General features: G+C 61.9%; 21 protein-coding genes and 4 tRNA genes. 4 read left to right on the top strand and 21 right to left on the bottom strand.

Translation table 11 applies throughout. The features are described 5' to 3' along the window. Window positions 1–22 precede the first annotated feature (22 nt). The 4 genes from DV532_RS07410 to gltX form a co-directional block, all read right to left on the bottom strand. Window positions 23–98, bottom strand: a tRNA-Ala gene (locus DV532_RS07410). A gap of 53 nt (window positions 99–151) precedes the next feature. Further along, window positions 152–227: transfer RNA gene (locus DV532_RS07405), tRNA-Glu, on the bottom strand. Window positions 228–299: 72 nt separating this feature from the next. After that, window positions 300–375: transfer RNA gene (locus tag DV532_RS07400), tRNA-Ala, on the bottom strand. 287 nt (window positions 376–662) lie between these two features. Beyond that, window positions 663–2,144: a glutamate--tRNA ligase gene (gene gltX, locus DV532_RS07395; RefSeq protein WP_056797299.1), complete on the bottom strand. Its 1,482-nt coding sequence runs from the start codon at window positions 2,142–2,144 to the stop codon at window positions 663–665. A gap of 143 nt (window positions 2,145–2,287) precedes the next feature. On the opposite strand from gltX, the gene DV532_RS07390 reads away from it, so the two are divergent. Both DV532_RS07390 and DV532_RS07385 read left to right on the top strand, forming a co-directional pair. After that, a complete protein-coding gene (locus DV532_RS07390) occupies window positions 2,288–3,343 on the top strand; it encodes an HlyD family secretion protein (RefSeq protein WP_056797298.1) in 1,056 nt (351 codons plus the stop codon). A 49-nt stretch (window positions 3,344–3,392) separates the two neighbouring features. Continuing rightward, window positions 3,393–4,883, top strand: a complete 1,491-nt coding sequence (locus DV532_RS07385) for an MDR family MFS transporter (protein WP_177339525.1) — start codon at window positions 3,393–3,395, stop codon at window positions 4,881–4,883. A gap of 128 nt (window positions 4,884–5,011) precedes the next feature. On the opposite strand, the gene uvrB is transcribed toward DV532_RS07385, so the two are convergent. After that, window positions 5,012–7,027: an excinuclease ABC subunit UvrB gene (uvrB, locus tag DV532_RS07380; protein ID WP_056797290.1), complete on the bottom strand. Its 2,016-nt coding sequence runs from the start codon at window positions 7,025–7,027 to the stop codon at window positions 5,012–5,014. A gap of 288 nt (window positions 7,028–7,315) precedes the next feature. Between uvrB and DV532_RS07375 the strand changes: the two genes are divergently transcribed. Continuing rightward, window positions 7,316–8,512, top strand: coding sequence for an amino acid aminotransferase (locus tag DV532_RS07375; protein ID WP_056797288.1), 1,197 nt, complete (start codon window positions 7,316–7,318; stop codon window positions 8,510–8,512). A gap of 62 nt (window positions 8,513–8,574) precedes the next feature. Next, window positions 8,575–8,650, top strand: a tRNA-Asn gene (locus DV532_RS07370). 95 nt (window positions 8,651–8,745) lie between these two features. Here the strand turns inward: DV532_RS07370 and DV532_RS07365 are convergent. The 16 genes from DV532_RS07365 to DV532_RS07290 form a co-directional block, all read right to left on the bottom strand. Then, window positions 8,746–9,306: a DUF1285 domain-containing protein gene (locus tag DV532_RS07365; protein WP_056797285.1), complete on the bottom strand. Its 561-nt coding sequence runs from the start codon at window positions 9,304–9,306 to the stop codon at window positions 8,746–8,748. A gap of 10 nt (window positions 9,307–9,316) precedes the next feature. Further along, a complete protein-coding gene (locus DV532_RS07360; protein WP_056797282.1) occupies window positions 9,317–9,922 on the bottom strand; it encodes a DUF4823 domain-containing protein in 606 nt (201 codons plus the stop codon). A gap of 66 nt (window positions 9,923–9,988) precedes the next feature. Then, window positions 9,989–10,957, bottom strand: coding sequence for a GTP 3',8-cyclase MoaA (locus DV532_RS07355; RefSeq protein WP_056797279.1), 969 nt, complete (start codon window positions 10,955–10,957; stop codon window positions 9,989–9,991). 109 nt (window positions 10,958–11,066) lie between these two features. Next, window positions 11,067–11,702 (bottom strand): TetR/AcrR family transcriptional regulator, encoded by a 636-nt coding sequence (locus DV532_RS07350; RefSeq protein WP_003260720.1) that lies wholly within the window; start codon window positions 11,700–11,702, stop codon window positions 11,067–11,069. 349 nt (window positions 11,703–12,051) lie between these two features. After that, the gene (locus DV532_RS07345) at window positions 12,052–12,834 is read right to left on the bottom strand and encodes a TatD family hydrolase (RefSeq protein ID WP_056797277.1); all 783 of its coding nucleotides are present in this window, start codon (window positions 12,832–12,834) and stop codon (window positions 12,052–12,054) included. Window positions 12,835–12,864: 30 nt separating this feature from the next. After that, window positions 12,865–13,851, bottom strand: a complete 987-nt coding sequence (locus tag DV532_RS07340) for a DNA polymerase III subunit delta' (RefSeq protein WP_056797274.1) — start codon at window positions 13,849–13,851, stop codon at window positions 12,865–12,867. Then, a complete protein-coding gene (tmk, locus tag DV532_RS07335; RefSeq protein WP_056797271.1) occupies window positions 13,844–14,476 on the bottom strand; it encodes a dTMP kinase in 633 nt (210 codons plus the stop codon). The genes DV532_RS07340 and tmk overlap by 8 nt, the downstream gene beginning before the upstream one ends. A 9-nt stretch (window positions 14,477–14,485) precedes the next feature. Then, window positions 14,486–15,682, bottom strand: coding sequence for an endolytic transglycosylase MltG (mltG, locus tag DV532_RS07330; protein WP_056797268.1), 1,197 nt, complete (start codon window positions 15,680–15,682; stop codon window positions 14,486–14,488). A gap of 4 nt (window positions 15,683–15,686) precedes the next feature. Then, a complete protein-coding gene (gene pabC, locus DV532_RS07325; RefSeq protein WP_056797265.1) occupies window positions 15,687–16,502 on the bottom strand; it encodes an aminodeoxychorismate lyase in 816 nt (271 codons plus the stop codon). Continuing rightward, the gene (gene fabF / locus DV532_RS07320; RefSeq protein ID WP_056797262.1) at window positions 16,502–17,746 is read right to left on the bottom strand and encodes a beta-ketoacyl-ACP synthase II; all 1,245 of its coding nucleotides are present in this window, start codon (window positions 17,744–17,746) and stop codon (window positions 16,502–16,504) included. Before fabF ends, pabC begins: the two co-directional genes overlap by 1 nt. Before the next feature lie 174 nt (window positions 17,747–17,920). Continuing rightward, window positions 17,921–18,157 carry an acyl carrier protein gene (gene acpP, locus DV532_RS07315; RefSeq protein WP_056797258.1) on the bottom strand — a complete coding sequence of 79 codons (237 nt, stop codon included), beginning with the start codon at window positions 18,155–18,157 and terminating at the stop codon, window positions 17,921–17,923. 203 nt (window positions 18,158–18,360) lie between these two features. Then, window positions 18,361–19,101 carry a 3-oxoacyl-ACP reductase FabG gene (fabG, locus tag DV532_RS07310; RefSeq protein ID WP_056797255.1) on the bottom strand — a complete coding sequence of 247 codons (741 nt, stop codon included), beginning with the start codon at window positions 19,099–19,101 and terminating at the stop codon, window positions 18,361–18,363. Window positions 19,102–19,116: 15 nt separating this feature from the next. Next, entirely contained in the window at window positions 19,117–20,055 is a 939-nt protein-coding gene (fabD, locus tag DV532_RS07305) for an ACP S-malonyltransferase (protein ID WP_082476769.1), read from the bottom strand. A gap of 194 nt (window positions 20,056–20,249) precedes the next feature. Then, the gene (gene plsX, locus DV532_RS07300; RefSeq protein ID WP_082476768.1) at window positions 20,250–21,260 is read right to left on the bottom strand and encodes a phosphate acyltransferase PlsX; all 1,011 of its coding nucleotides are present in this window, start codon (window positions 21,258–21,260) and stop codon (window positions 20,250–20,252) included. A gap of 3 nt (window positions 21,261–21,263) precedes the next feature. Beyond that, complete coding sequence (gene rpmF, locus DV532_RS07295; RefSeq protein WP_003247154.1) at window positions 21,264–21,446, bottom strand: 50S ribosomal protein L32; 183 nt, start codon at window positions 21,444–21,446, stop codon at window positions 21,264–21,266. Between the two features lie 13 nt (window positions 21,447–21,459). After that, complete coding sequence (locus DV532_RS07290; protein ID WP_082476767.1) at window positions 21,460–21,987, bottom strand: YceD family protein; 528 nt, start codon at window positions 21,985–21,987, stop codon at window positions 21,460–21,462. Window positions 21,988–22,068 lie beyond the last annotated feature (81 nt).

Here is a 22,068-nt window from a genome sequence, read left to right as displayed (position 1 = left end):
GCTTACGCGAACCGCGGCAAATTGGTGGAGCTAAGCGGGATCGAACCGCTGACCTCCTGCATGCCATGCAGGCGCTCTCCCAGCTGAGCTATAGCCCCAGATTTTTAGCCTCGCGGCCCAGCGACATCCTGAAACATCGCTTGTGAAAAACTGGCGTCCCCTAGGGGACTCGAACCCCTGTTACCGCCGTGAAAGGGCGGTGTCCTAGGCCACTAGACGAAGGGGACGAACCTTCTTACCTTCAAGACCCGGTTGCTGGACCCGGTCTTGCTTATCAGCCTTGGCTGCTAAGCGGAATTTGGTGGAGCTAAGCGGGATCGAACCGCTGACCTCCTGCATGCCATGCAGGCGCTCTCCCAGCTGAGCTATAGCCCCACAATGTCGCTTTGAACCGAATCGCTGGCTGGGTGCCTGGCGTTTCGTTTTCGTTCATCGCTGTGGACGGGGCGCATATTAAGATCGGATTGCAGGGCTGTCAAACGAAATTTCGAAAATATTCAAAAGTTTTTTCACAGATAACAATCACTTACCGCCCTGCCCCAGCAAAACCTGAATGGCCTGCCCTGTAGGGGCGGGTTTACCCGCGAATACGATGGTGCATGTACCACGGCATTCACGGCTGAACCCGCTCCCACAGGTCCAGCTATTGCTTGGGAAAGCTGTCAGGCAATCGAGGCCAGCAGCTTTTCCCACTCTTTGTTTTCTTTCTTCGATACACCACCCAGCAGGTCGAGGGCCTGGCGCAGACGGTAGCGAGTCAGGTCGGGGCCGAGGATTTCCATGGCATCGAGCACCGACACCGAGCTGGCTTGACCAGTGATGGCGGCAAACATCAGCGGCATGGCGTCACGCAGTTTCAGCTCCAGCGCCTCGACCACGGCCTGGATACAGCCGGTGATGCGCTCTTTTTCCCACTGGCGCAGGCTTTCGAGCTTCCACAGAATCAGCTGGATCACCTGGCGTACCTGGTCGGCCGACAGTTTCTTGCTTTCGAACAGCTTGGCGTCCAGTTTCAGCGCGCCTTCGAAGAAGAACCCGCCCAGCGGGGCAACCTGGCTGAAGGTTTCTACCCGGCCCTGCACGTGCGGGGCAATCTTCATCATGTAGTCACTGTTGAACGCCCACTTCTGCAAGCGCGCAGCGAATTCTTCGACCGGCAGCTCGCGCAGCCACTGGCCGTTGAGCCAGGACAGCTTCTCGATGTCGAAGATCGGGCCACCCAGCGAGATACGCGACAGGTCGAAGTGCTCGACCATTTCCGCCAGGGAGAACTTCTCGCGCTCGTCGGGCATCGACCAGCCCATGCGGCCCAGGTAGTTGAGCATGGCCTCGGGCATGAAGCCCATGCGCTCGTAGAAGGTCACCGAGGTCGGGTTCTTGCGCTTGGACAGCTTGGATTTGTCCGGGTTACGCAGCAGCGGCATGTAGCACAGCTTGGGTTGCTCCCAGCCGAAGTACTCGTACAGCTTGATCAGCTTGGGTGCCGACGGCAGCCACTCTTCGCCACGCAGCACGTGGGTGATGCCCATCAGGTGGTCGTCGACCACGTTGGCCAGGAAGTACGTCGGCAGGCCGTCGTTCTTCATCAGCACCTGCATGTCCATGCGGTCCCACGGGATTTCGACATCGCCACGCAGCATGTCCGGCACCACGCAGATGCCTTCACTCGGCACCTTCATGCGGATCACATGCGGCTCGCCAGCGTCCAGGCGGCGCTGCACTTCCTCGGCGCTCAGCAGCAGCGCGCGGCCGTCGTAACGCGGGGTCTCACCGCGGGCTTGCTGCTCGGCGCGCATCTGCTCCAGCTCTTCGGCGGTGCAGAAGCAGTAGAACGCGTGGCCAGCGTCAACCAGCTGCTTGGCGTACTTGGCGTAGATCTCGCCGCGCTCGCTCTGCCGGTACGGGCCGTGCGGGCCGCCGACGTCAGGCCCTTCGTTCCATTCAATGCCGAGCCAGCGCAGGGCGTCGAAGATCTGCTGCTCCGACTCGCGCGTGGAGCGCAGCTGGTCGGTGTCCTCGATGCGCAAAATGAACTCACCGCCGTGCTGCTTGGCAAAGCAGTAGTTGAACAGGGCGATGTAGGCAGTGCCAACATGGGGGTCGCCGGTAGGCGATGGCGCGATACGCGTGCGTACGGTGGTCATGGAGAGTCTCGAACGAAAGATGAAACAAAGGCGGGATGTTAGCAGGTGGCAGGCACCGGGCTCCAGCAATGGCGCGAACGTCACTTGTCTACCGCCCCAGTGCCGCTGTTAAATTTGTTTACATTTCTGGAACGATAGTGCTCATGCCTGCCCAACTCAAACGCCGCCTGCTGGTGTTCTTTACCCTGGTGGCCATCATCGCCCTCGCCTTCCTGGGCCACTGGTACTTCAAGGGGCGCTTCTACGAGAGCACCGACAACGCCTACGTGCAGGGCGAGATCACGCGCATCTCCAGCCAGCTGGGCGCGCGCATCGACGCGGTAGCGGTGGAGGACAACCAGCATGTGAACAAGGGCGACCTGCTGGTGCGCCTGGAAGCCGCCGACTTCGAGCTGGCCGTGCAACGCGCACGCGCCGCCTTGGCCACCCGCGAAGCCGAGCACGTGCAGGCAGAAAGCCGCCTGACCCAGCAGGCCAGCCTGATCGCCGCCGGCCAGGCCCAGGTGGCGGCCAACCAGGCGACCTTCGACCGCTCGCGACTGGACCTGAGCCGCGCCGAAAAGCTGCGCGAGCCAGGTTTCGTCTCTGAAGAACGGGTGACCACCCTGTCAGCTGATAGCCATGTCGCCGGCTCGCAGGTCGACAAGGCCCGCGCTGACCTGCAAAGCCAACGCCAGCAGATCAACGCGCTGACTGCCGAGCTAAAACGCCTGGACGCGCAAATCAGCAACGCCCGCGCCGACCTGGCCCAGGCCGAACTGAACCTGACCCGCTGTGAAATCCGCGCGCCAATCAGCGGCACCATCGGCCAGCGCAATGCGCGTAATGGCCAAGTGGTGCAAGCCGGCGCCTACCTGCTGTCGATCGTGCCGGACGAAGACATCTGGGTGCAGGCCAACTTCAAGGAAACCCAAATCGGCCGCATGCAGCCTGGTCAGCGCGCCGAACTGCTGTTCGACAGCTACCCCGACACACCGATCGAAGGCCGGGTCGACAGCGTGTTCGCCGCTTCTGGGGCGCAGTTCAGCCTGCTGCCGCCCGACAACGCCACCGGCAATTTCACCAAGGTGGTGCAGCGTATCCCGGTGAAACTGACCTTGCGTGCCGACAACCCGCTGCACGGGCGCATCCGCCCCGGTATGTCGGTGACCGCCACCGTCGACCTGCGCAGTGAAGACCAACGCCGCAATGGCCGGTGACGCGCTACTACGGCCCACCGCAGAGCCGAGCCGGCGCGACTGGATCGCGGTGATGAGCGTGATGCTCGGCGCGTTCATGGCGGTGCTGGACATCCAGATCACCAACTCGTCGCTGAAGGATATCCAGGGCGCGCTGTCGGCAACCCTGGAGGAAGGCTCGTGGATTTCCACCTCGTACCTGGTGGCGGAAATCATCATGATCCCGCTGACCGCCTGGCTGGTGCAGCTACTGTCGGCACGGCGCCTGGCGGTGTGGGTGTCCGGTGGTTTCCTGCTGTCGTCGCTGCTGTGCTCGATGGCCTGGAACCTGGAGAGCATGATCCTGTTCCGCGCCCTGCAGGGTTTTACCGGCGGCGCATTGATCCCGCTGGCCTTCACCCTGACCCTGATCAAGCTGCCCGAGCACCACCGCGCCAAGGGCATGGCCATGTTCGCCATGACCGCCACCTTCGCCCCCTCCATCGGCCCTACCCTGGGCGGCTGGCTGACCGAGAACTGGGGCTGGGAGTACATTTTTTATATCAATATCCCGCCCGGGCTGGTGATGATCGCCGGCCTGTTGTACGGGCTGGAGAAAAAGGACGCGCACTGGGAACTGCTGAAAAGCACCGACTACGCCGGCATCGTCAGCCTGGGCCTGGGGCTGGGTTGCCTGCAGGTGTTTCTGGAGGAAGGCCACCGCAAGGACTGGCTGGAGTCGCAGCTGATCGTCGGCCTGGGCACTGTGGCCGTGGTCAGCCTGATCACCTTCATCATCCTGCAGTTTTCCAAACCGCACCCGCTGATCAACCTGCGCATCCTGGGCAACCGCAACTTCGGCTTGTCGAGCATCGCCAGCCTGGGCATGGGTGTGGGCCTGTATGGGTCGATCTACCTGTTGCCGCTGTACCTGGCACAGGTGCAGGGTTACAACGCCTTGCAGATTGGCGAGGTGATCATGTGGATGGGCATCCCGCAGTTGTTCCTGATTCCACTGGTGCCGCAACTGATGAAAGTTGTGTCGCCCAAGGTGCTGTGCGCTCTGGGGTTTTGCCTGTTCGGCGCCGCCAGCTTTGGTTCGGGGGTGCTCAACCCGGATTTTGCCGGGCCGCAGTTCAACCAGATCCAGATCATCCGCGCCCTCGGCCAACCGATGATCATGGTGACCATTTCGCTGATCGCCACGGCGTATATCCAACCGCAAGACGCAGGGTCGGCGTCGAGCTTGTTCAATATCCTGCGCAATTTGGGCGGGGCGATTGGTATTGCGCTGCTGGCCACGCTACTGGATGCGCGCACCAAGGTGTATTTCGATTACCTGCGCGAGTCGGTGGTGCCGAGCAACCCACAGGTGGCGGAGCGGCTGGCACAATTGGCAGAGCGGCTGGGCAGTGACAACGCGGCGTTGGGCAAGTTGAGCGAGATTACCCACCAGCAGGCGTTGATCATGGCTTACAACGATGCCTTCCACTTTGTCGGGATCGGCTTGGCGGTGAGCATGGTGGCGGTGTTGTTGACCCGCAAGTTGCCGGAAGGGTTGAAAGCGGGAGAAGCGCATTGAGGCTATTTCAAATTGTATGCGGCCTTTGGAGGAGCGGGCGCGCCCGCGAACACCGGCGCAGCCGGTGCCAGCCACCGCGTTGAATTCTTCGCGGGCACACCCGCGCCCACAGAGACCGTGCGCCCGGTTCAGCTGGTAATCAACCGCTCGCGCAGTTGGGTAATTTCGTCGCGCAACTGCGCTGCCGCTTCAAACTCCAGGTCACGCGCAAACTGCATCATCTTCTCTTCCAACTGTTTGATGCGCTTGGTGATTTCGCCCGGCGTACGCAGTTCGGCCTCGTAGCGGGCGCTCTCCTCCGCGGCCTTGGCCATGCCCTTGCGCTTCTTGCTGCGCGCGCCGGGCACGGTGGCGCCTTCCAGGATGTCGGTGATGTCCTTGACCACGCCCTTGGGCACGATGCCGTTGGCTTCGTTGAAAGCGATCTGCTTCTCGCGGCGGCGCTCGGTTTCGTCGATGGCGCGCTGCATGGAGCCGGTTATGTTGTCGGCATACAGGATCGCCCGACCATTGAGGTTACGGGCGGCGCGACCGATGGTCTGAATCAAAGAACGCTCGGAGCGCAGGAAGCCTTCTTTGTCGGCATCCAGAATGGCCACCAGTGACAACTCGGGCATATCCAGGCCCTCGCGCAGCAGGTTGATACCCACCAGCACGTCGAAGGTACCCAGGCGCAAGTCGCGGATGATCTCGACGCGCTCCACGGTGTCGATGTCCGAGTGCAGGTAGCGTACCCGCACGTCGTGATCGGCCAGGTAATCGCTGAGGTCCTCAGCCATGCGCTTGGTCAGGGTTGTCGCCAGCACACGCTCGCCTGCCGCGACACGCTTGCGGATTTCGGACAACAAGTCGTCGACCTGGGTCAGCGCCGGGCGAATCTCAACCTGTGGGTCGACCAGACCGGTCGGGCGCACCACCTGCTCCACCACGCGCCCGGCGTGCTCGCCCTCATAGGGGCCTGGGGTGGCGGAGACGAAGATGGTCTGCGGGCTTACATCTTCCCACTCGTCGAAGCGCATCGGCCGGTTGTCTAGCGCCGACGGCAGACGGAAGCCATATTCGACCAGGGTTTCTTTGCGCGAGCGGTCGCCTTTGTACATGGCGCCGACCTGCGGAACGCTGACGTGGGATTCGTCGATCACCAGCAGTGCATCCGCCGGCAGGTAGTCGTACAGGGTGGGCGGCGGCGCCCCAGCCGGGCGCCCGGACAGGTAGCGCGAGTAGTTCTCGATGCCATTGCAGTAGCCCAGCTCCAGGATCATCTCCAGGTCGAAGCGGGTGCGTTGCTCCAGGCGCTGCGCTTCCACCAGCTTGTTGGCCTTGTGCAGGTACTCCAGGCGCTCCTTGAGCTCTTCCTTGATGCCCTCTACCGCTTCCAGCAAGGTTTCCCGCGGGGTGACGTAGTGGCTCTTGGGGTAGAAGGTGAAACGCGGCAGCTTGCGGAAGACCTCGCCGGTGAGCGGGTCGAAGGCAGCGATGTTCTCTACCTCGTCATCGAACAGCTCGATGCGGATGGCCTCGAGGTCCGATTCGGCCGGGAAGATGTCGATGACATCGCCGCGTACGCGGAAGGTGGCGCGGGCGAAGTCCATCTCGTTGCGGGTGTACTGCAGGTCAGCCAAGCGACGCAGCAGCGCGCGCTGGTCGAGCTTGTCGCCGCGGTCCACGTGCAGGACCATTTTCAGGTACGTTTCGGGGCTGCCCAAGCCGTAGATGCACGACACGGTAGTAACGATGATGGCGTCGCGCCGCTCCAGCAGCGCCTTGGTTGCCGAAAGGCGCATCTGCTCGATGTGGTCGTTGATCGAGGCGTCCTTCTCGATGAAGGTGTCCGACGAAGGGACATAGGCTTCGGGCTGGTAGTAGTCGTAGTAGGAAACGAAGTACTCCACCGCGTTATTGGGGAAGAACGCCTTGAATTCGCCATACAGCTGCGCAGCCAGGGTCTTGTTCGGCGCCAGCACCAGGGTCGGGCGCTGCACCTGCTGAATGACATTGGCGATGCTGAACGTCTTGCCCGAGCCCGTCACCCCGAGCAGCGTCTGGTGCGACAACCCCGCCTCGATGCCTTCGACCATCTGGCGGATAGCCTCGGGCTGGTCGCCGGCCGGCTGAAAACGGGTGACGAGCTGGAACTCGGACATGACGGACCTCGCGGTGCTGCAGTAACTGTAAATTTAGCCAGTAGTCTATACCCAAATGCTGCCCCCAGGGGGCGCTTTCAAGGCACAGCTGTGAGCGCTTGTTACGGTGGACCCGGCAATTAGACCAATGGTCGAAAAAAATTTGCGCAAATGACCGGAAAAGCCGCCCCGGAGTGTCGCCGTGACCGATCGGTATCACTATACTGACTCCCCGTTTGTGCACCGCTTCAGTGCATTCGGGCTGGAGCGTGTACGTCCTATCACTCTCCAATCAGAGCCAAGGTAACAATGAGCCTGTTTTCCGCTGTCGAGCTGGCACCCCGCGACCCTATTCTGGGCCTCAACGAAGCATTCAACGCCGACCCACGTACCGACAAGGTCAACCTGGGTGTGGGCGTGTACTGCAATGAGGAAGGCCGCATTCCGCTGCTGCGCGCCGTGATCGAAGCCGAGACCCAGCGCGCCGCCCAGCACGCCTCGCGCGGCTACCTGCCGATCGATGGCATCGCCACCTACGACCAGGCCGTGCAAAAGCTGCTGTTCGGTAACGAGTCGCCGCTGCTGGCCGCTGGCCGCGTGGTGACCGTGCAGGCCGTCGGCGGCACTGGCGCGCTGAAGATCGGCGCCGACTTCCTCAAGCGCATTTCGCCGAACGCCGTGGTTGCCATCAGCGACCCGAGCTGGGAAAACCACCGCGCACTGTTCGAGTCAGCCGGTTTCCCGGTGCAGACCTACCGTTACTACGACGCAGCGACCCATGACGTCAACCGCGCGGGCATGCTCGAAGACCTGAACAACCTGCCGTCCGGCTCGATCGTGGTGCTGCATGCCTGCTGCCACAACCCGACTGGCGTCGACTTGAGCCTGGACGACTGGAAAAACGTCTTGGAAGTGGTCAAGGCCAAGGGCCATGTGCCGTTCCTCGACATGGCCTACCAGGGCTTTGGTGACGGCATCGCCGAAGATGCCTTCGCTGTGCGCCTGTTCGCCGAGTCGGGCCTGGAGTTCTTCGTTTCCAGCTCGTTCTCCAAGTCGTTCTCGCTGTACGGCGAGCGCGTTGGCGCGCTGTCGATCGTCACCGCCTCCAAGGACGAGAGCACCCGCGTGCTGTCGCAGGTCAAGCGCGTTATCCGCACCACCTACTCCAACCCGCCAACCCACGGTGCAACTATCGTAGCCACCGTGCTGAACAGCGCCGAACTGCGCCAGATGTGGGAAACCGAACTGGCCGAAATGCGCGAGCGCATCCACGGCATGCGCAAGCAGATGGTCGAGCTGCTGGCCCAGTACGGCGCCAACCGCGACTTCAGCTTCGTTGGCCGCCAGGTCGGCATGTTCTCCTACTCGGGCCTGACCGTTGAACAGGTCGCCCGCCTGAAGAACGACTTTGGCATCTACGCCTTGGACACTGGCCGCATTGCCGTGGCCGCCCTGAACCAGAGCAACATCCACGTGGTTACCAAGGCCATTGTCGAAGTGCTGTAACTGATTGATTTGCCAGGGGGACGCTTGACTTTCCCCTGGCAATCAGTAAGATACGCGCAGATTCCGCGATAGCTCAGTCGGTAGAGCAAATGACTGTTAATCATTGGGTCCCTGGTTCGAGTCCAGGTCGCGGAGCCAAACATTGAAAAGCCCCCGGTGCGCAAGCACCGGGGGCTTTTTCGTTTCAGGCTGGAGCGATGCAGCAAAAAGCATCAAACGATGCAGCAAGGGTTTCAGCTACTACGCCCGATCGGGTAAAACTCACCCTGGCTCCACACCCCGAGCCACTCCTCACCCGCGATCTCGCGCGGCACCGCCAGCTCCACCAGTTGGTAGAACACATTGCGATGAATCAGCGCCTCAAGGTTGCTGCGCATCAGCACATACGGCGAGGGCTCTTGCGTCACCGGGTCGATCACCACGCGCAGCGGGTTAGCCGGCCCGGCCTCGACCTGGTCGTCGACGTTGCTGGTGAAGCGCAGTACCTGCTGCTCACCCTCCCCCTCCACGTCCAGCGCCACCGCCACGAATGGCGCATCATCGACGCGGATACCCACCTTCTCCACCGGGGTGATAAGAAAGTAATCAGCGCCGTCGCGGCGAATGATGGTGGAAAACAGCCGCACCATTGGCTTGCGCCCTATTGGCGTACCGAGGTAGTACCACGTGCCGTCACGGGCGATACGCATGTCGATGTCGCCGCAGAAATCCGGGTTCCACAGATGCACCGGCGGCAGGCCCTTGGCCTTGGGGATCTGCGCCAGAAGATCATTGGCCTTGCCGGAATCACTCATCACGCTTGCCTCATTCACTCATACCCAGAAGGCTACGAGCGTACTCGCGCATTGGCGCAGCAAGCAAATCCTCCGGGGTGTTGTCGTGGAACGTCAACAAACCGCCACGGCTTTTGATACGCGCGGTGTCGATCAGGTAACGGGTGTTGGTTTCGATCAACATCATCTGCACGACACCAGTGTCCCAACCCAGGCGGTCGACAGCCTGTTCGTCATACCACTCATCGCCATTGCCGATGCGGTCGTCGGTGCGAGCAAAGCGGGTATACAGCACATAGTCGGCGCCTACCGAACGCGCCTGGGCAAGGGTCTCTTCCAGGCCCTGCGGGCCCTGAGCGCGGCGTACCAGCGGGAAATACTCGACGAAGCTCTTGAAAGCTTGCTCGGCCACCACATTTTGCCGCGGCACCGGCCCCTTGCCCGGTGGTACGAATGCGCCTTGGCCGATGAAGATGAACGAATCGGGCTGCAGGCGGATCGACAGAGTGCGACGGGTATCGCTATGGTCCAGCAATCCAGCATCGCTCATGTGATAACGGACGCCTTCGCCCATATCGCTGACATTCATGCAGCCACCCAGCGCTATCAGCGCCAGCAGCAAGACCAGGCTACGCATCTTTCCTCCAATGGCCGGCGACGAAAAACCGGCGAATAGCCGGCGGATGCAGCTTTTGCGCCAGCTTCAGCCACCAATCACCTTCATCACCATTACACCGCCGGAAAACGCCAGTTCCTGCTTGTCGGCCAAGGCCTTGACCAACAAGCGCTGCAAGGCCGGCAGTGCCAGATGGCGTGGCTTTTCCAGCAATTCGCCGACGAAGTGACGATTACCGGATGACAGGCAGCCATGCAGCCAGCCGGTGGAGGACAGGCGCAGCCGTGAGCAACTGCGGCAGAACGGTACGCTTTCGTTAGCGATCACGCCGAAGTGGCCTTTACCAGGGATTTGATAGCGCAAGGCGGTGGCGTCCAGCGGTGCGTCTACCCGGGCATAGGCATGCTTGCCAGCGATCAAGCCAAGCAACGGGTCAAGGCCAACGAACTGCTGCAGGAAGGTGTTGGGGTCACGGGCGAGGTGGCCCATGCGCATGAGCTCGATGAAGCGCAGTTCAAAACCGCGCTCAAGGCAGTAATCCAGCAGCGGCAGCACCTGGTCAAGATTCTGCCCGCGCATCGGCACCATGTTCACCTTGATGTGCATGCCTAAGGCGCTGGCCTGCTCCATACCCGCCAGTACGCTAGCCAGGTCGCCGCCACGGGCAATCCGGCGGAAGGCCTGAGGGTCGAGGGTGTCGAGGGAAACGTTCAGGCGGCGGATGCCCGCTGCTTGCAGCTGAGGCAACTTGCGCGCCAGCAGCTGGCCATTGGTGGTCAGCGAGATGTCGCCCAGGTCAAGCTTGGCCACGGCGACCAGGAAAGCATCCAGCCGCGGGCTGACCAACGGCTCACCGCCGGTGATGCGCAAACGCTCGACTCCAGCGGTTTCAACCAGGTAGGCGACGCCACGGGCCAAGGCCTCCGCCGACAGTTCGTCCTGCGCCGCCACCAGGCGCTTGCCGTCTGGTACGCAGTAGCTGCAGGCGTAATTACAGGCAGCCGTCAGGCTGACGCGCAGGTTGCGAAAACGCCTGCCTTGACGATCGACGATCATGAATGACTCCGACATGGATGGTGGGGCTGGCAAAACCTGACTCATAAATCAGGTTTTTGCAAGCCCCACCACACATTGCCGAGTTCAGTTCAGTAGCGCGCGCCTCCACTCAGTTCGAGGGTTCCGGGTCGCGCTTGCGTTTGTTGCCCATGCGCACACCAATGTCCATCAGGAACTGGAAGAAGCCTTCCTGGTCCTCAAGCACATTGCTCCAGAACGGCGAGTGGTACAGCGCCACGGCGCCATGCACCAGCGCCCAGGCGGCGCAATAGTGGAAATACGGCGGCACGTCTTCGAGTTTGCCTTCGCTGATACGGCCCTTGATCAGCTGCGTTAGGCGATCGAAGTTGGACGCACGGATGCTGTGCAACTGTTCGACCATTTCCGGTACTTGGTTGCCCTTGACCACCTTTTCTTCCAGGCGGTCGAACAGCCGGTAACGTTGGGGGTCGCGCATGCGGAACTCGAAATAGGCGCGCGACAGGGCTTCCTTGTCGCGGTCGACATCAGCCGAATGCAACAGCGCGTTCAGGTCGCGCTCGTAGTCGAGCATCAGGCGCAGGTAGATTTCCGCCTTGGACTTGAAGTGCTTGTAGATCGTGCCTTTGCCGATGCCTACGGCGTCAGCGATCATCTCGACGGTGACGCTGTCTTCGCCCTGTTCCAGGAACAGTTTAAGTGCGGTGTCGAGGATTTCCTGTTCGCGACGGCGAAACTCACGGACCTTACGAGGTTCTTTCTGCATAGGAAGGACTGGATGACAATCGAAGCGGTTTATTATGCCTAACTTGCTGGAAATTGCACGGATCATCCGAGCATGTGTGTGTTTCACGATGCATACAGCCATACGCTGCGGAAGGAATGAAACCTCGGCGTATTCCAAATTTGTTTAAAAAACGACCAATATGCACTGGCACCGCGCCAAACCTGACCAATACTTGAAGTGTTGGCGCGGCGCATCCCCCCGAGTGGCGCGCCGATAAAGGTGCTCAGGGACCGCGTACCTTTGTTTTACTCCTAATGGTCTTAACCCGGATTCCCCCCCCAGAACCCGGGTTTTTTTTGGGCGATAGCAAGGGGCATGGTGCTAAAAATCAAGCTACCCGCGCCAACGGGAACAAGCGCTTGAAGTTGGCGGTGGTCTGCTCAGCCAACTGCTCATAACTGGCCCCGCGCAACGAAGCCACATACTCCGCCACCTCCCGCACATACTGCGGCAAATTCGGCTTGCCTCGGTGCGGAATCGGCGCCAGATACGGCGCATCCGTCTCCACCAGTAAGCGATCGACTGGCACCTGCCGCGCGACTTCACGCAAAGCATCGGCATTGCGGAAGGTCACGATGCCAGACAACGAAATGTAATAGCCCAGGTCGAGCGCTGCCTTAGCCATATCCCAGTCTTCGGTGAAGCAATGCAGCACCCCAGCCTGCGCCAAGTTGGCCTCGCGTAGCAGCGCCAGGGTGTCGGCGCGCGCCGCTCGGGTATGCACGATCACCGGCTTGCCGGTTTGCCGCGACGCCTCGAGGTGCAAGCGGAACGAAGCCTGCTGCAGCTCGGCTGCCTCTGGCTCGTAGTGGTAATCCAACCCCGTCTCTCCAATCGCCACGACATGCGGGTGGGCCAGTTCGTGCAGCAGCCATTCCAGTGCTGGCGCTTCACCCGGGGCCAGGTCCAGCGGGTGCACGCCCACCGAACAGTCAACATCGGCGTACTGCTCGCTCAGCGCCTTCACTGCGCCGGCATTCTCGGCACTGACGCCAATACACAGGAAATGCCCAACCCCGCGCTCGCGCGCCGCCTGCAGGGCAGCATCGAGGGAGCCTTGGTGGGCGCTCAGGTCAAGACGATCAAGGTGGCAATGGGAATCTACGAGCATGGGATAACAGCACACATGAAAAAATGAGGATCAGCGGGCACCGGGCAATTGCAGCCAATGGGCCAGCAGCGATTCAAGCAGTAGGGCGCGGTTGAGGTTAGCCTTGCCCAGCACCTTCTGGCGCTGTTCCAGGATCCACGCCTGCACCTCCAACACCTTGGCTTGGCGGCTTTTCTGTGCAAGGTATTGCACCACCTTGCGCATATCGGCCAAGCCTAGCCCGTCCTCGTCCTGGGTCAATTGGTAGCGCAAAATCAGGTGCGCCCAATCGCAGAACCAGTCGAACAGCAACAACAACGGCACGCCGTTCCAGGCATCGGCCAGTTGGCTGGGCGATTGCTGCTGCTTGAGCAGCTTCTTCACCCCGTCAGTAACCAGTGCGCGCTGCTCGCGCACGCCTTGCGCCTGCAGGCTGACTGCCATCAACGGCGAACCAGCCGCCAATGTCAGCAACTCGTCGCGCTCGGTTTGGTCGCTGTCGGCCAACGCGTCGGCCAGCCAGGCCTGGCTCTGGGCCAGGCTGGGCTGCGGGCAGGCGACCTGCTGGCAGCGGCTCTTGATGGTCGGCAAAAGGCGACTGGGCTGGTGGCTGACCAGCAGCAATACCGTATCGCCGGAAGGTTCTTCGAGGCTTTTCAGCAGGGCGTTGGAAGCATTGACGTTCATCGCCTCCACCGGCTCGATCAGTACCACCTTACGCCCGCCCAGCTGTGCGGTCTGCACCACGAAAGCGACCAGCTCGCGCACCTGGTCGACCTTGATTGGCTTGTCGGCCTCCTCGGGCTCAAGGATGAAGTTGTCCGGGTGGCTGCCGGCCTTGAGCAGCAGGCACGACTTGCACCCGCCGCAGGCCTCCAGGCCTTGCGGCTGCTGGCACAACAGGCGGGCCATCAAGCGCTCGGCCAAGGCTCGCTTGCCGATCCCCTGCGGCCCATGCAGCAAGTAGGCGTGGGCGTGCTGGCCGCGACCGGCCAGTTGCTGCCAAAGGGCCTGCTGCCAGGGGTAGGCCTCAGCCACGGCAACGCTCCACGATGCCGGGCAGCAGTGCATCGATGGCGCGCTGCACGGCTTCCAGGGACTGTGCGGCATCCAGCAGGCTGTAACGCTGCGGCGCGCGCTGGGCACGCTGCAAGTACGCCTGGCGCACGGCCTCGAAGAACGCCTGGCCTTCCTGCTCGAAACGGTCCAGGCGACCGCGGGCAGCGGCGCGAGCCAGGCCCACTTCGACCGGCAGGTCGAAGACCAACGTCAGGTCTGGGCGCAAATCACCCTGGACGAACTGCTCCAGGGTGGCGATACGCTCGACTGGCAAACCGCGCCCGCCGCCTTGATAGGCATAGGTGGCATCGGTAAAACGGTCGCACAACACCACTGCCCCACGGGCCAGCGCCGGTCGGATGACCTGCGCCAGGTGCTGGGCGCGTGCGGCGAACACCAACAGTAGCTCGGTATCGGCCGCCATGCTTTCATCGCTGGGCGCCAGCAGCAGTTCACGCACCTTTTCGGCCAACGGCGTGCCACCGGGTTCACGGGTCAGCACCACGTCCAGGCCTTGCTCGCGCAGGCGCGCGGCCAGGTAGTCGCGGTTGGTGCTCTTGCCCGCGCCTTCCGGCCCTTCCAAAGTAATAAACAAGCCGCTCACAGGCAGTCCTTAATGTTGTTCGTCAGGCATCGGCCGCTCGGCCGCTTGCGCGCCGCCGGCAGGGGCGCCCTGCTCAGGCGCCCCATCGGCCGAGGGCTGTTCGGCAGGCTCGTCTGCCGCAGGCCCCTGGGGCGGGTCGGCCTCTTCGGCCGCCGGCGCCTCTGGCTGCGACTGCGGCGCAGGGCTGGAGCGGTAGTCGGCTCGGCGCTTGAGCTGGAATTCACGCACCGCTGAGTTGTGATCGTCCAGGTCGTCGGAAAACACATGGCTACCATCGCCGCGGGCGACGAAATAAAGGCTGGAGCCGTCGGACGGGTTGAGTGCCGCGTGAATCGCCTCGCGGCCAACCATGGCGATGGGCGTCGGAGGCAAGCCGGTTATGGTGTAGGTGTTGTAGGGCGTCGGTTCGCGCAGGTCGGCGCGGGTAATTTTGCCGTTGTAGCGCTCACCCATGCCGTAGATCACTGTCGGGTCGGTCTGCAGCATCATGCCCAAGCGCAAGCGCCGCACGAAGACGCCGGCAATCTGCCCGCGCTCCTGAGGAATACCGGTTTCCTTTTCCACCAGCGAGGCCATGATCAACGCCTGATACGGGTCGCGGTATGGCAGGTCGGTGGTACGTTCTGCCCACTCTTTGGCCAGCACTTCATCCAGGCGCATGTACGCCTGTTGCAGCAGCTCGACGTCGCTCATGCCGCGCACGAAACGGTAAGTGTCCGGGAAGAAGCGCCCCTCGGGGAACACGCCGGTATGGCCCAGCTTGTCCATCACTTCGGAATCCGACAGGCCGTCCAGGGTGTGCTTGATCTTTTCATGCTTGGCCACGGCCGAGCGCACCTGGCGGAACGTCCAGCCTTCGACCAGGGTCAGGTTGTACTGCACCACATCGGCCCGGCGCCACGCATCGAACAGCTGTTCGACGGTCATGCCGGGGGTCAGGCGGTACTCGCCGGTGTGCAGGGGCGTACCGGCCATGTTAAAGCGCCAGTACAGGCGCAACCAGACGGCGTCGTCGAGCAACCCTTCGCTCTGCATGCGATAGAACATGCGGTTGGGGTTGGTGCCATTGGGCACGTCGAGCAGGCGCTCCTGCGTGACGTGCAGGGGCTGCTCCAGTACCGAGTTGACCTTCCAGGCCGACCAACCCACGGCCAGGCCGGCGAGGATCAAGGCCATTTCCAGCAGCAGCAGGAATTTGCGTCTCACGAATTCAGGTTTCCAGTAACGTACGGGCAACGGCCTGCAGTTTATGGGTGAGCGGGCCCGGCGACCAGTTTAGCGCGGCTATGCCACGCACGGGCCAGATACCGTAGACGCTATTGCAAACAAATACTTCGTCTGCCTGTTCCAGCGCATCGTACGGCAGGTCGCGGACCTGCACCGGGATACCCAGCAACGCTGCCTGTTCCAGCAATGCCGCGCGCATCACACCGGCCACGCCGCAGCGGCTGAGGTCGGCCGTGAGCAACGCACCATCGCGCACCAGGAACAGATTGCTGTACACCCCTTCGATCACCCTGCCCTGCCCGTCACGCATCAGGCCTTCGGCATGTTCGCTGTCCTGCCATTCGGCTCGGGCCAGTACCTGCTCCAGGCGGTTGAGGTGTTTGAGGCCGGCTAGCAGCGGTTGTTCCCCAAGCCGGGTTTGGCAAGGGTACAGCCGCACACCTTGCTCGGCATGCTCGACAGGATAGCTGGGCAATGGGCTGCCCTGCAGGATACGCCGTGGCGCGACACCGGCTAACGGTGCATAGCCGCGCTGGCTGTCGCCACGGGTAAGGATGAGTTTGGCGACGCCATTACCCAGCTGGTTGGCATAGCGCTGTAGCTCGTCGCGCACCAGCCCTAGATCAGCACTGATCGCCAGGCGCTGGCAGCCCAGCGCCAGGCGTGCGAGGTGGCCGTCCAGCAGGCTGGGCCGGCCGCCGCGCACAGCGATGGTCTCGAACAGGCCATCGCCGTAGGCCAGGCCGCGGTTCTGCAGGTTAACTGCAGCCGCCGGCTGGCCATCGACCCAGCTGGGCATCAACCGGCGAACCGGCGGAATACCAGCGAGCCGTTGGTGCCGCCAAAGCCGAACGAGTTGGACAGCACCACGTCAATCGGCATGCTGCGTGCCTGGTGCGGCACGAAGTCGAGGTCGCAACCGTCGTCCGGCTCGTCCAGGTTGATGGTGGGCGGGGCCATCTGGCTGTTGATTGCCAGCACGCTGAAGATCGCTTCCACGGCACCGGCGGCGCCCAGCAGGTGGCCTGTCATCGACTTGGTCGAGCTAACCGCCAGCTTGTAGGCATGCTCACCGAACACGCGCTTGATCGCTGCCACTTCGGCAATGTCGCCAGCGGGGGTCGAGGTGCCGTGGGCGTTGATGTAGCTGACCTCTTCCGGCTGGATACCTGCGTCCCGCAGGGCGTTGGCCATGCAGCGGGCAGCACCTTCACCGGAGTCAGGTGGCGACGTCATATGGTAAGCGTCACCGCTCATGCCGAAACCGACCAACTCGGCATAAATGGTCGCGCCGCGCGCCTTGGCGTGCTCCAGCTCTTCGAGCACCAGGGCCCCAGCACCGTCGGACAGCACGAAGCCGTCACGGCCCTTGTCCCATGGGCGGCTGGCCCGGCTTGGCTCATCATTGCGGGTAGACAGTGCCCGCGAGGCACCGAAACCGCCCATGCCCAGGCCGCAGGCGGCCATTTCGGCGCCACCGGCGATCATCACGTCGGCTTCACCGTAGGCGATGTTGCGCGCGGCCATGCCGATGCAGTGGGTGCCAGTGGTGCAGGCCGTGGCAATGGCGTAGTTCGGCCCTTGCAGGCCTAGGTGGATCGACAGGAACCCGGAGATCATGTTGATGATCGAGCCCGGCACGAAGAACGGCGAGATGCGACGCGGCCCCGCATCGTGCAGGGTGCGGCTGGTTTCTTCGATGTTGGTCAGGCCACCGATACCCGAGCCCATGGCCACACCGATACGCTCACGGTTGGCGTCAGTCACCTCCAGGCCGGCATTACGCACTGCCTGGAAACCGGCCGCCAGGCCGTACTGGATGAACAGGTCAAGCTTGCGGGCCTCTTTGGCCGACAGGTATTGCTCAACCTCGAAGCCTTTCACCGAGCCGCCAAAACGGGTGGAGTAGGCAGACAGGTCCGTGTGTTCAATCGGACCAATGCCACTGCGGCCAGCCAGAATGCCCTGCCAAGTGCTCGGTACATCGGTACCCAGTGGCGACAGCATGCCCATACCGGTGACCACGACGCGTCTACGCGACACAGTACTCTCCTTTTCTAATGACAGAGTTTCTTGCCATTGCACTCAACGCAATGGAATGAAATGGCAACAAGCTCTAGATGCTCGGGGGACGACGCAGACGCCTCGCAAAGAAAAAACCGCACGCCAGCAAAGGCAGTGCGGTTTTTCCCGACAAGTAGCGTCGACTGAAACGTCTTAGGCCTTGTGGCTGTTGACGTAGTCGATAGCGGCTTGAACGGTAGTGATCTTCTCGGCTTCTTCGTCAGGGATTTCGGTCTCGAATTCCTCTTCCAGAGCCATCACCAGCTCAACGGTGTCAAGCGAATCGGCACCCAGGTCATCGACGAAGGACTTCTCAACAGTCACTTCTTCTTCTTTAACGCCCAGTTGCTCGGCGACGATTTTCTTGACGCGTTCTTCGATGGTGCTCATACCTAGTTTTCACTCCTAATGGACATATGTCAGGCAGCTGGCCGGTGGCTAATTTTATAGAAAGACGTTGGCTTTTCAAGCTAAACGCACCTTCCGACTAGCCACCCTACCCGCTGCCTGGAATCTGGTTGCAGCTTTATAACGGATTTTAGGCTCGCAGTATGACTCTTTTTTTACGAAATCCGTCACATTGAGTTGCAGTATTACATGTACATCCCGCCGTTGACCGGCACGGTAGCACCGGTTACGTAGGCTGCGCCGTCTGAGGCTAGGAACGAAACCACCTTGGCAATTTCGTCGGCCTGACCCAGGCGGCCCAGCGGGATCTGGGTCTGCAGGGCTTCGCGCTGCGCTTCTGGCAGCTCGCGGGTCATGTCGGTGTCGATGAAGCCCGGGGTCACCGAGTTGACGGTGATGCCGCGCGAGCCCACTTCACGCGCCAGGGCGCGGCTGAAGCCTTCCAGGCCGGCCTTGGCGGCCGCATAGTTGGCCTGGCCAGCGTTACCCATGGCACCGACGACCGAGCCGATGCTGATGATACGACCCCAACGTGCCTTGGTCATGCCACGCAGCACGCCCTTGGACAGACGGTAGAGGCTGTTCAGGTTGGTGTCGATCACGTCGAACCACTCGTCGTCCTTCATGCGCAGCATGAGGTTGTCGCGCGTGATGCCAGCATTGTTGACCAGGATGGCAGGCGCGCCAAACTGCGCGCCGATGGCAGCCAGAACAGCCTCAACCGATTCCGCGCTGGTCACGTTCAGCTCCATGCCGGTACCGGTGATGCCATGCTCTTTGAGGGTGGCAGCGATCCGCTCGGCACCGGAGGCCGACGTGGCAGTGCCGATCACGGTCGCGCCCTGGCGGCCCAGCTCGAGGGCGATGGCCTGGCCAATACCACGGCTAGCGCCGGTGACCAGTGCAACTTTACCTTGCAGGCTCATGCAAGCTTCTCCAAATCAGGCCAGTGCCGCGCGGGTGGCGGCAACGGCGTCAGGGGTATTGAGGTTGTAGGTGGTCACGCCGTCGGCGCAACGCTTGTTCAGGCCAGCCAGGACCTTGCCAGGGCCGCACTCGACCAGGTTGACCGCGCCGTTCGCCGCCAGGGTCTGCACACACTCGACCCAGCGCACCGGCTGGTACAACTGCGCCAGCAGGTCATGCTTGAGGGCATCAAGGCCAGCGGCAACGGCAGCGCTGACGTTCTGCACCAGCGGAATTTGCGGGGCGTGCCATTCGATGGCATTGACCGCCTCGGCAAAGCGCTCGGCAGCCGGCTTCATCAAGGCGCAGTGCGACGGCACGCTGACTGCCAGCGGCAGGGCACGCTTGGCACCTTTGGCCTTGCACAGCTCCATGGCGCGGTCTACCGCAGCCTTGTTACCGGCGATGACCACCTGGCCTGGCGAGTTGAAGTTGACAGCGCTGACCACTTGGTCTTCAGCCGCTTCGGCGCAGATTTCCACGACCACAGCGTCATCCAGGCCGAGAATGGCGGCCATGGCACCGTGACCGGCAGGCACCGCTTCTTGCATCAGTTGGCCGCGGCGCTCGACCAGGCGAACGGCGTCTTTCAGGCTGATGCTGCCAGCGGCAACCAGGGCGCTGTATTCACCCAGGCTGTGCCCCGAAACGAAGGCGGGCTTGGCACCGCCCTCTTCCAGCCACAAACGCCACAGCGCGATCGACGCGGTGAGGATCGCCGGCTGGGTCTTGTCGGTCTGGTTGAGTTGCTCTTCCGGGCCTTCCTGAACCAACTTCCACAGGTCGTAGCCGAGTGCTGCGGAGGCTTCCTTGAAGGTCTCGATGATCACTGGCTTCTCGGCGCCGAGCTCGGCGAGCATGCCCAGCGACTGGGAACCTTGACCGGGAAAGACGAATGCGAGAGATGCAGACATTGAACAAGCCCTTATGATCTTGTCGTCGGATAGGGTGCGCCAGACCCAGGGCCAGGCGCGGAATCTGAAAGCTTGGATGAAGACGCAGACCAAGCGGTCACATTTAAGCACTTCATCGGCGATATGCCTAAGTTCTTTGTGTGCCTGTGCCGGCCTCTTCGCGGGCAAGCCCGCTCCTACAGGATTGCCACAGGCTAAAGCAGCAGGTCCTCCAAGCGCCCATGCAAACGCTGCGGCAGGTTTTCCTGAATCTCGATTAACGCCCGCTGGATGGCACTCTGAAAGCCCTGCGCCCCCGCCGAGCCATGGCTCTTGATGACGATGCCCTGCAACCCCAGAAAGCTAGCGCCATTGTGCCGCGCCGGCGCCAGGTCGGCCTGCAGGCGCTTGAGCAAGGGCATGGCCACGGCCCCTGCCGCCCGCGCCAATATCCCCCCTTTGAACAACTGCTCGATGCGCGTGCCGATCATGGTCGCCAACCCCTCGCTCGACTTGAGCAGGATGTTGCCGACAAACCCGTCACACACCACTACGTCAGCCTCACCGCGGTACAACCCGTCGCCCTCGACAAAGCCCACGTAATTGAGCCCTCGAGCGTTCTGCAACAGGCTGGCTGCCAGCTTGACCTGCTGGTTACCCTTGATGTCTTCGGTGCCGATGTTCAGCAGCGCCACGCGCGGCCGATGCACGCCCAAGGCCTGGGCAGCCACCGAACCCATCACGGCGAACTGGTAGAGGTTTTCGGCACTGCAGTCGACATTAGCGCCCAAGTCGAGCAACTGGCAGTAGCCAGCCTGGGTCGGAATCGCCGCCACCATGGCTGGCCGATCGATACCCGGCAAGGTCTTGAGCACGAAACGCGACAGCGCCATCAACGCCCCGGTATTCCCGGCACTGACGCAGGCCTGAGCCTTGCCGTCGCGCACCAGTTCGAGCGCAATGCGCATCGACGAGTCCGGCTTGCCACGCAACGCCTGTGATGGCCGCTCGTCCATGCCGATCACCTCGCTGGCAGCCACAATGTGCAGGCGCGCGCGATCCGCAGCCGAAAGGCCACTGACAAGATCTTCAAGGAGGGAGGGTTGACCGACGAGGGTCAGGTGAAGCGAGGGTGTAGCCGAAAGGCAGGCAATGCTAGCCTGGACAATGCTGCGGGGACCGAAGTCCCCGCCCATTGCGTCGATCGCGATGACCTGAGCGGACAAGGATTACTCGTCAGCGCCCTTGTCGACCACTTTGCGACCACGGTATACGCCTTCTGGCGAAACGTGGTGGCGCAGGTGAACTTCACCAGTAGTTTTCTCTACCGACAGCGCGTTTTCCGACAGGGCGTCGTGCGAACGGCGCATGTCACGGGCAGAGCGGGATTTTTTGTTCTGCTGAACAGCCATAATTGATTAACTCCTAAACGTTTGGGTCACGCTTTAACTGCGCCAAAACACTGAACGGGTTGGACCGCGATACCTCGTCCTTGCTCGATTCGGGCTCGTCTGCGCCCGCCGGCTGCTGGCATTCTTCCGGATGGTGAGCAGGCACGATTGGCAAGGCGAGCAGAAGCTCCTCCTCGGCCAGTGCCTGCAGATCCAAAGGATCTTCGCCCAGTTCCAGCACGTCATAGCCTTTCGGCAACGACTGGGTATTCGCACCCTCCTTCACCACAGCGTATGTACATTCGCTATGGATTGGCAGGGTGACCAGCTCAAGACAACGCTGGCAAACCATTTTGACCTCGACGTCAAGCTCGCTGTGGATAACCACCACGTGCTGTTCATCTCGTTCAAAATCGAACTTCGCCTGCACCGTACCGACATTGTCGGAAAGCGGGTCGCAGAGTCTTTCCAAATCAGCGAGTTGCAACGAACCATTAATGGTTACGCCACGATCGGCTAATTTGCGCGGGTCAACGTGAGGTGGAATCGGGTCATTCAACATAGGCGCAGCATTCTAGGGATGCCCCCCGCCCCTGTCAAAGGAAATTCGGCGGCATCGTGCGTGATAGAATTGGTTCAACCG

This window comes from Pseudomonas sp. Leaf58 (assembly GCF_003627215.1).
Lineage (GTDB): Bacteria > Pseudomonadota > Gammaproteobacteria > Pseudomonadales > Pseudomonadaceae > Aquipseudomonas.
The sequence above is the reverse complement of the archived record's forward strand: the minus strand, read 5'-3'. Positions and strand labels throughout refer to the sequence as shown.

Excerpts from the sequence above, each read along its gene's own strand:
- DV532_RS07355 (WP_056797279.1), bottom strand. The coding sequence starts at position 10,957 with ATGATCGTCGATCGTCAAGGCAGGCGTTTTCGCAACCTGCGCGTCAGC.
- acpP (WP_056797258.1), bottom strand. The coding sequence starts at position 18,157 with ATGAGCACCATCGAAGAACGCGTCAAGAAAATCGTCGCCGAGCAACTG.
- DV532_RS07290 (WP_082476767.1), bottom strand. The coding sequence starts at position 21,987 with ATGTTGAATGACCCGATTCCACCTCACGTTGACCCGCGCAAATTAGCC.
- pabC (WP_056797265.1), bottom strand. The coding sequence starts at position 16,502 with ATGCCCAGCTGGGTCGATGGCCAGCCGGCGGCTGCAGTTAACCTGCAG.
- DV532_RS07350 (WP_003260720.1), bottom strand. The coding sequence starts at position 11,702 with ATGCAGAAAGAACCTCGTAAGGTCCGTGAGTTTCGCCGTCGCGAACAG.
- DV532_RS07365 (WP_056797285.1), bottom strand. The coding sequence starts at position 9,306 with ATGAGTGATTCCGGCAAGGCCAATGATCTTCTGGCGCAGATCCCCAAG.
- gltX (WP_056797299.1), bottom strand. The coding sequence starts at position 2,144 with ATGACCACCGTACGCACGCGTATCGCGCCATCGCCTACCGGCGACCCC.
- uvrB (WP_056797290.1), bottom strand. The coding sequence starts at position 7,027 with ATGTCCGAGTTCCAGCTCGTCACCCGTTTTCAGCCGGCCGGCGACCAG.
- DV532_RS07375 (WP_056797288.1), top strand. The coding sequence starts at position 7,316 with ATGAGCCTGTTTTCCGCTGTCGAGCTGGCACCCCGCGACCCTATTCTG.
- fabD (WP_082476769.1), bottom strand. The coding sequence starts at position 20,055 with ATGTCTGCATCTCTCGCATTCGTCTTTCCCGGTCAAGGTTCCCAGTCG.
- DV532_RS07390 (WP_056797298.1), top strand. The coding sequence starts at position 2,288 with ATGCCTGCCCAACTCAAACGCCGCCTGCTGGTGTTCTTTACCCTGGTG.
- fabG (WP_056797255.1), bottom strand. The coding sequence starts at position 19,101 with ATGAGCCTGCAAGGTAAAGTTGCACTGGTCACCGGCGCTAGCCGTGGT.
- rpmF (WP_003247154.1), bottom strand. The coding sequence starts at position 21,446 with ATGGCTGTTCAGCAGAACAAAAAATCCCGCTCTGCCCGTGACATGCGC.
- DV532_RS07360 (WP_056797282.1), bottom strand. The coding sequence starts at position 9,922 with ATGCGTAGCCTGGTCTTGCTGCTGGCGCTGATAGCGCTGGGTGGCTGC.
- DV532_RS07345 (WP_056797277.1), bottom strand. The coding sequence starts at position 12,834 with ATGCTCGTAGATTCCCATTGCCACCTTGATCGTCTTGACCTGAGCGCC.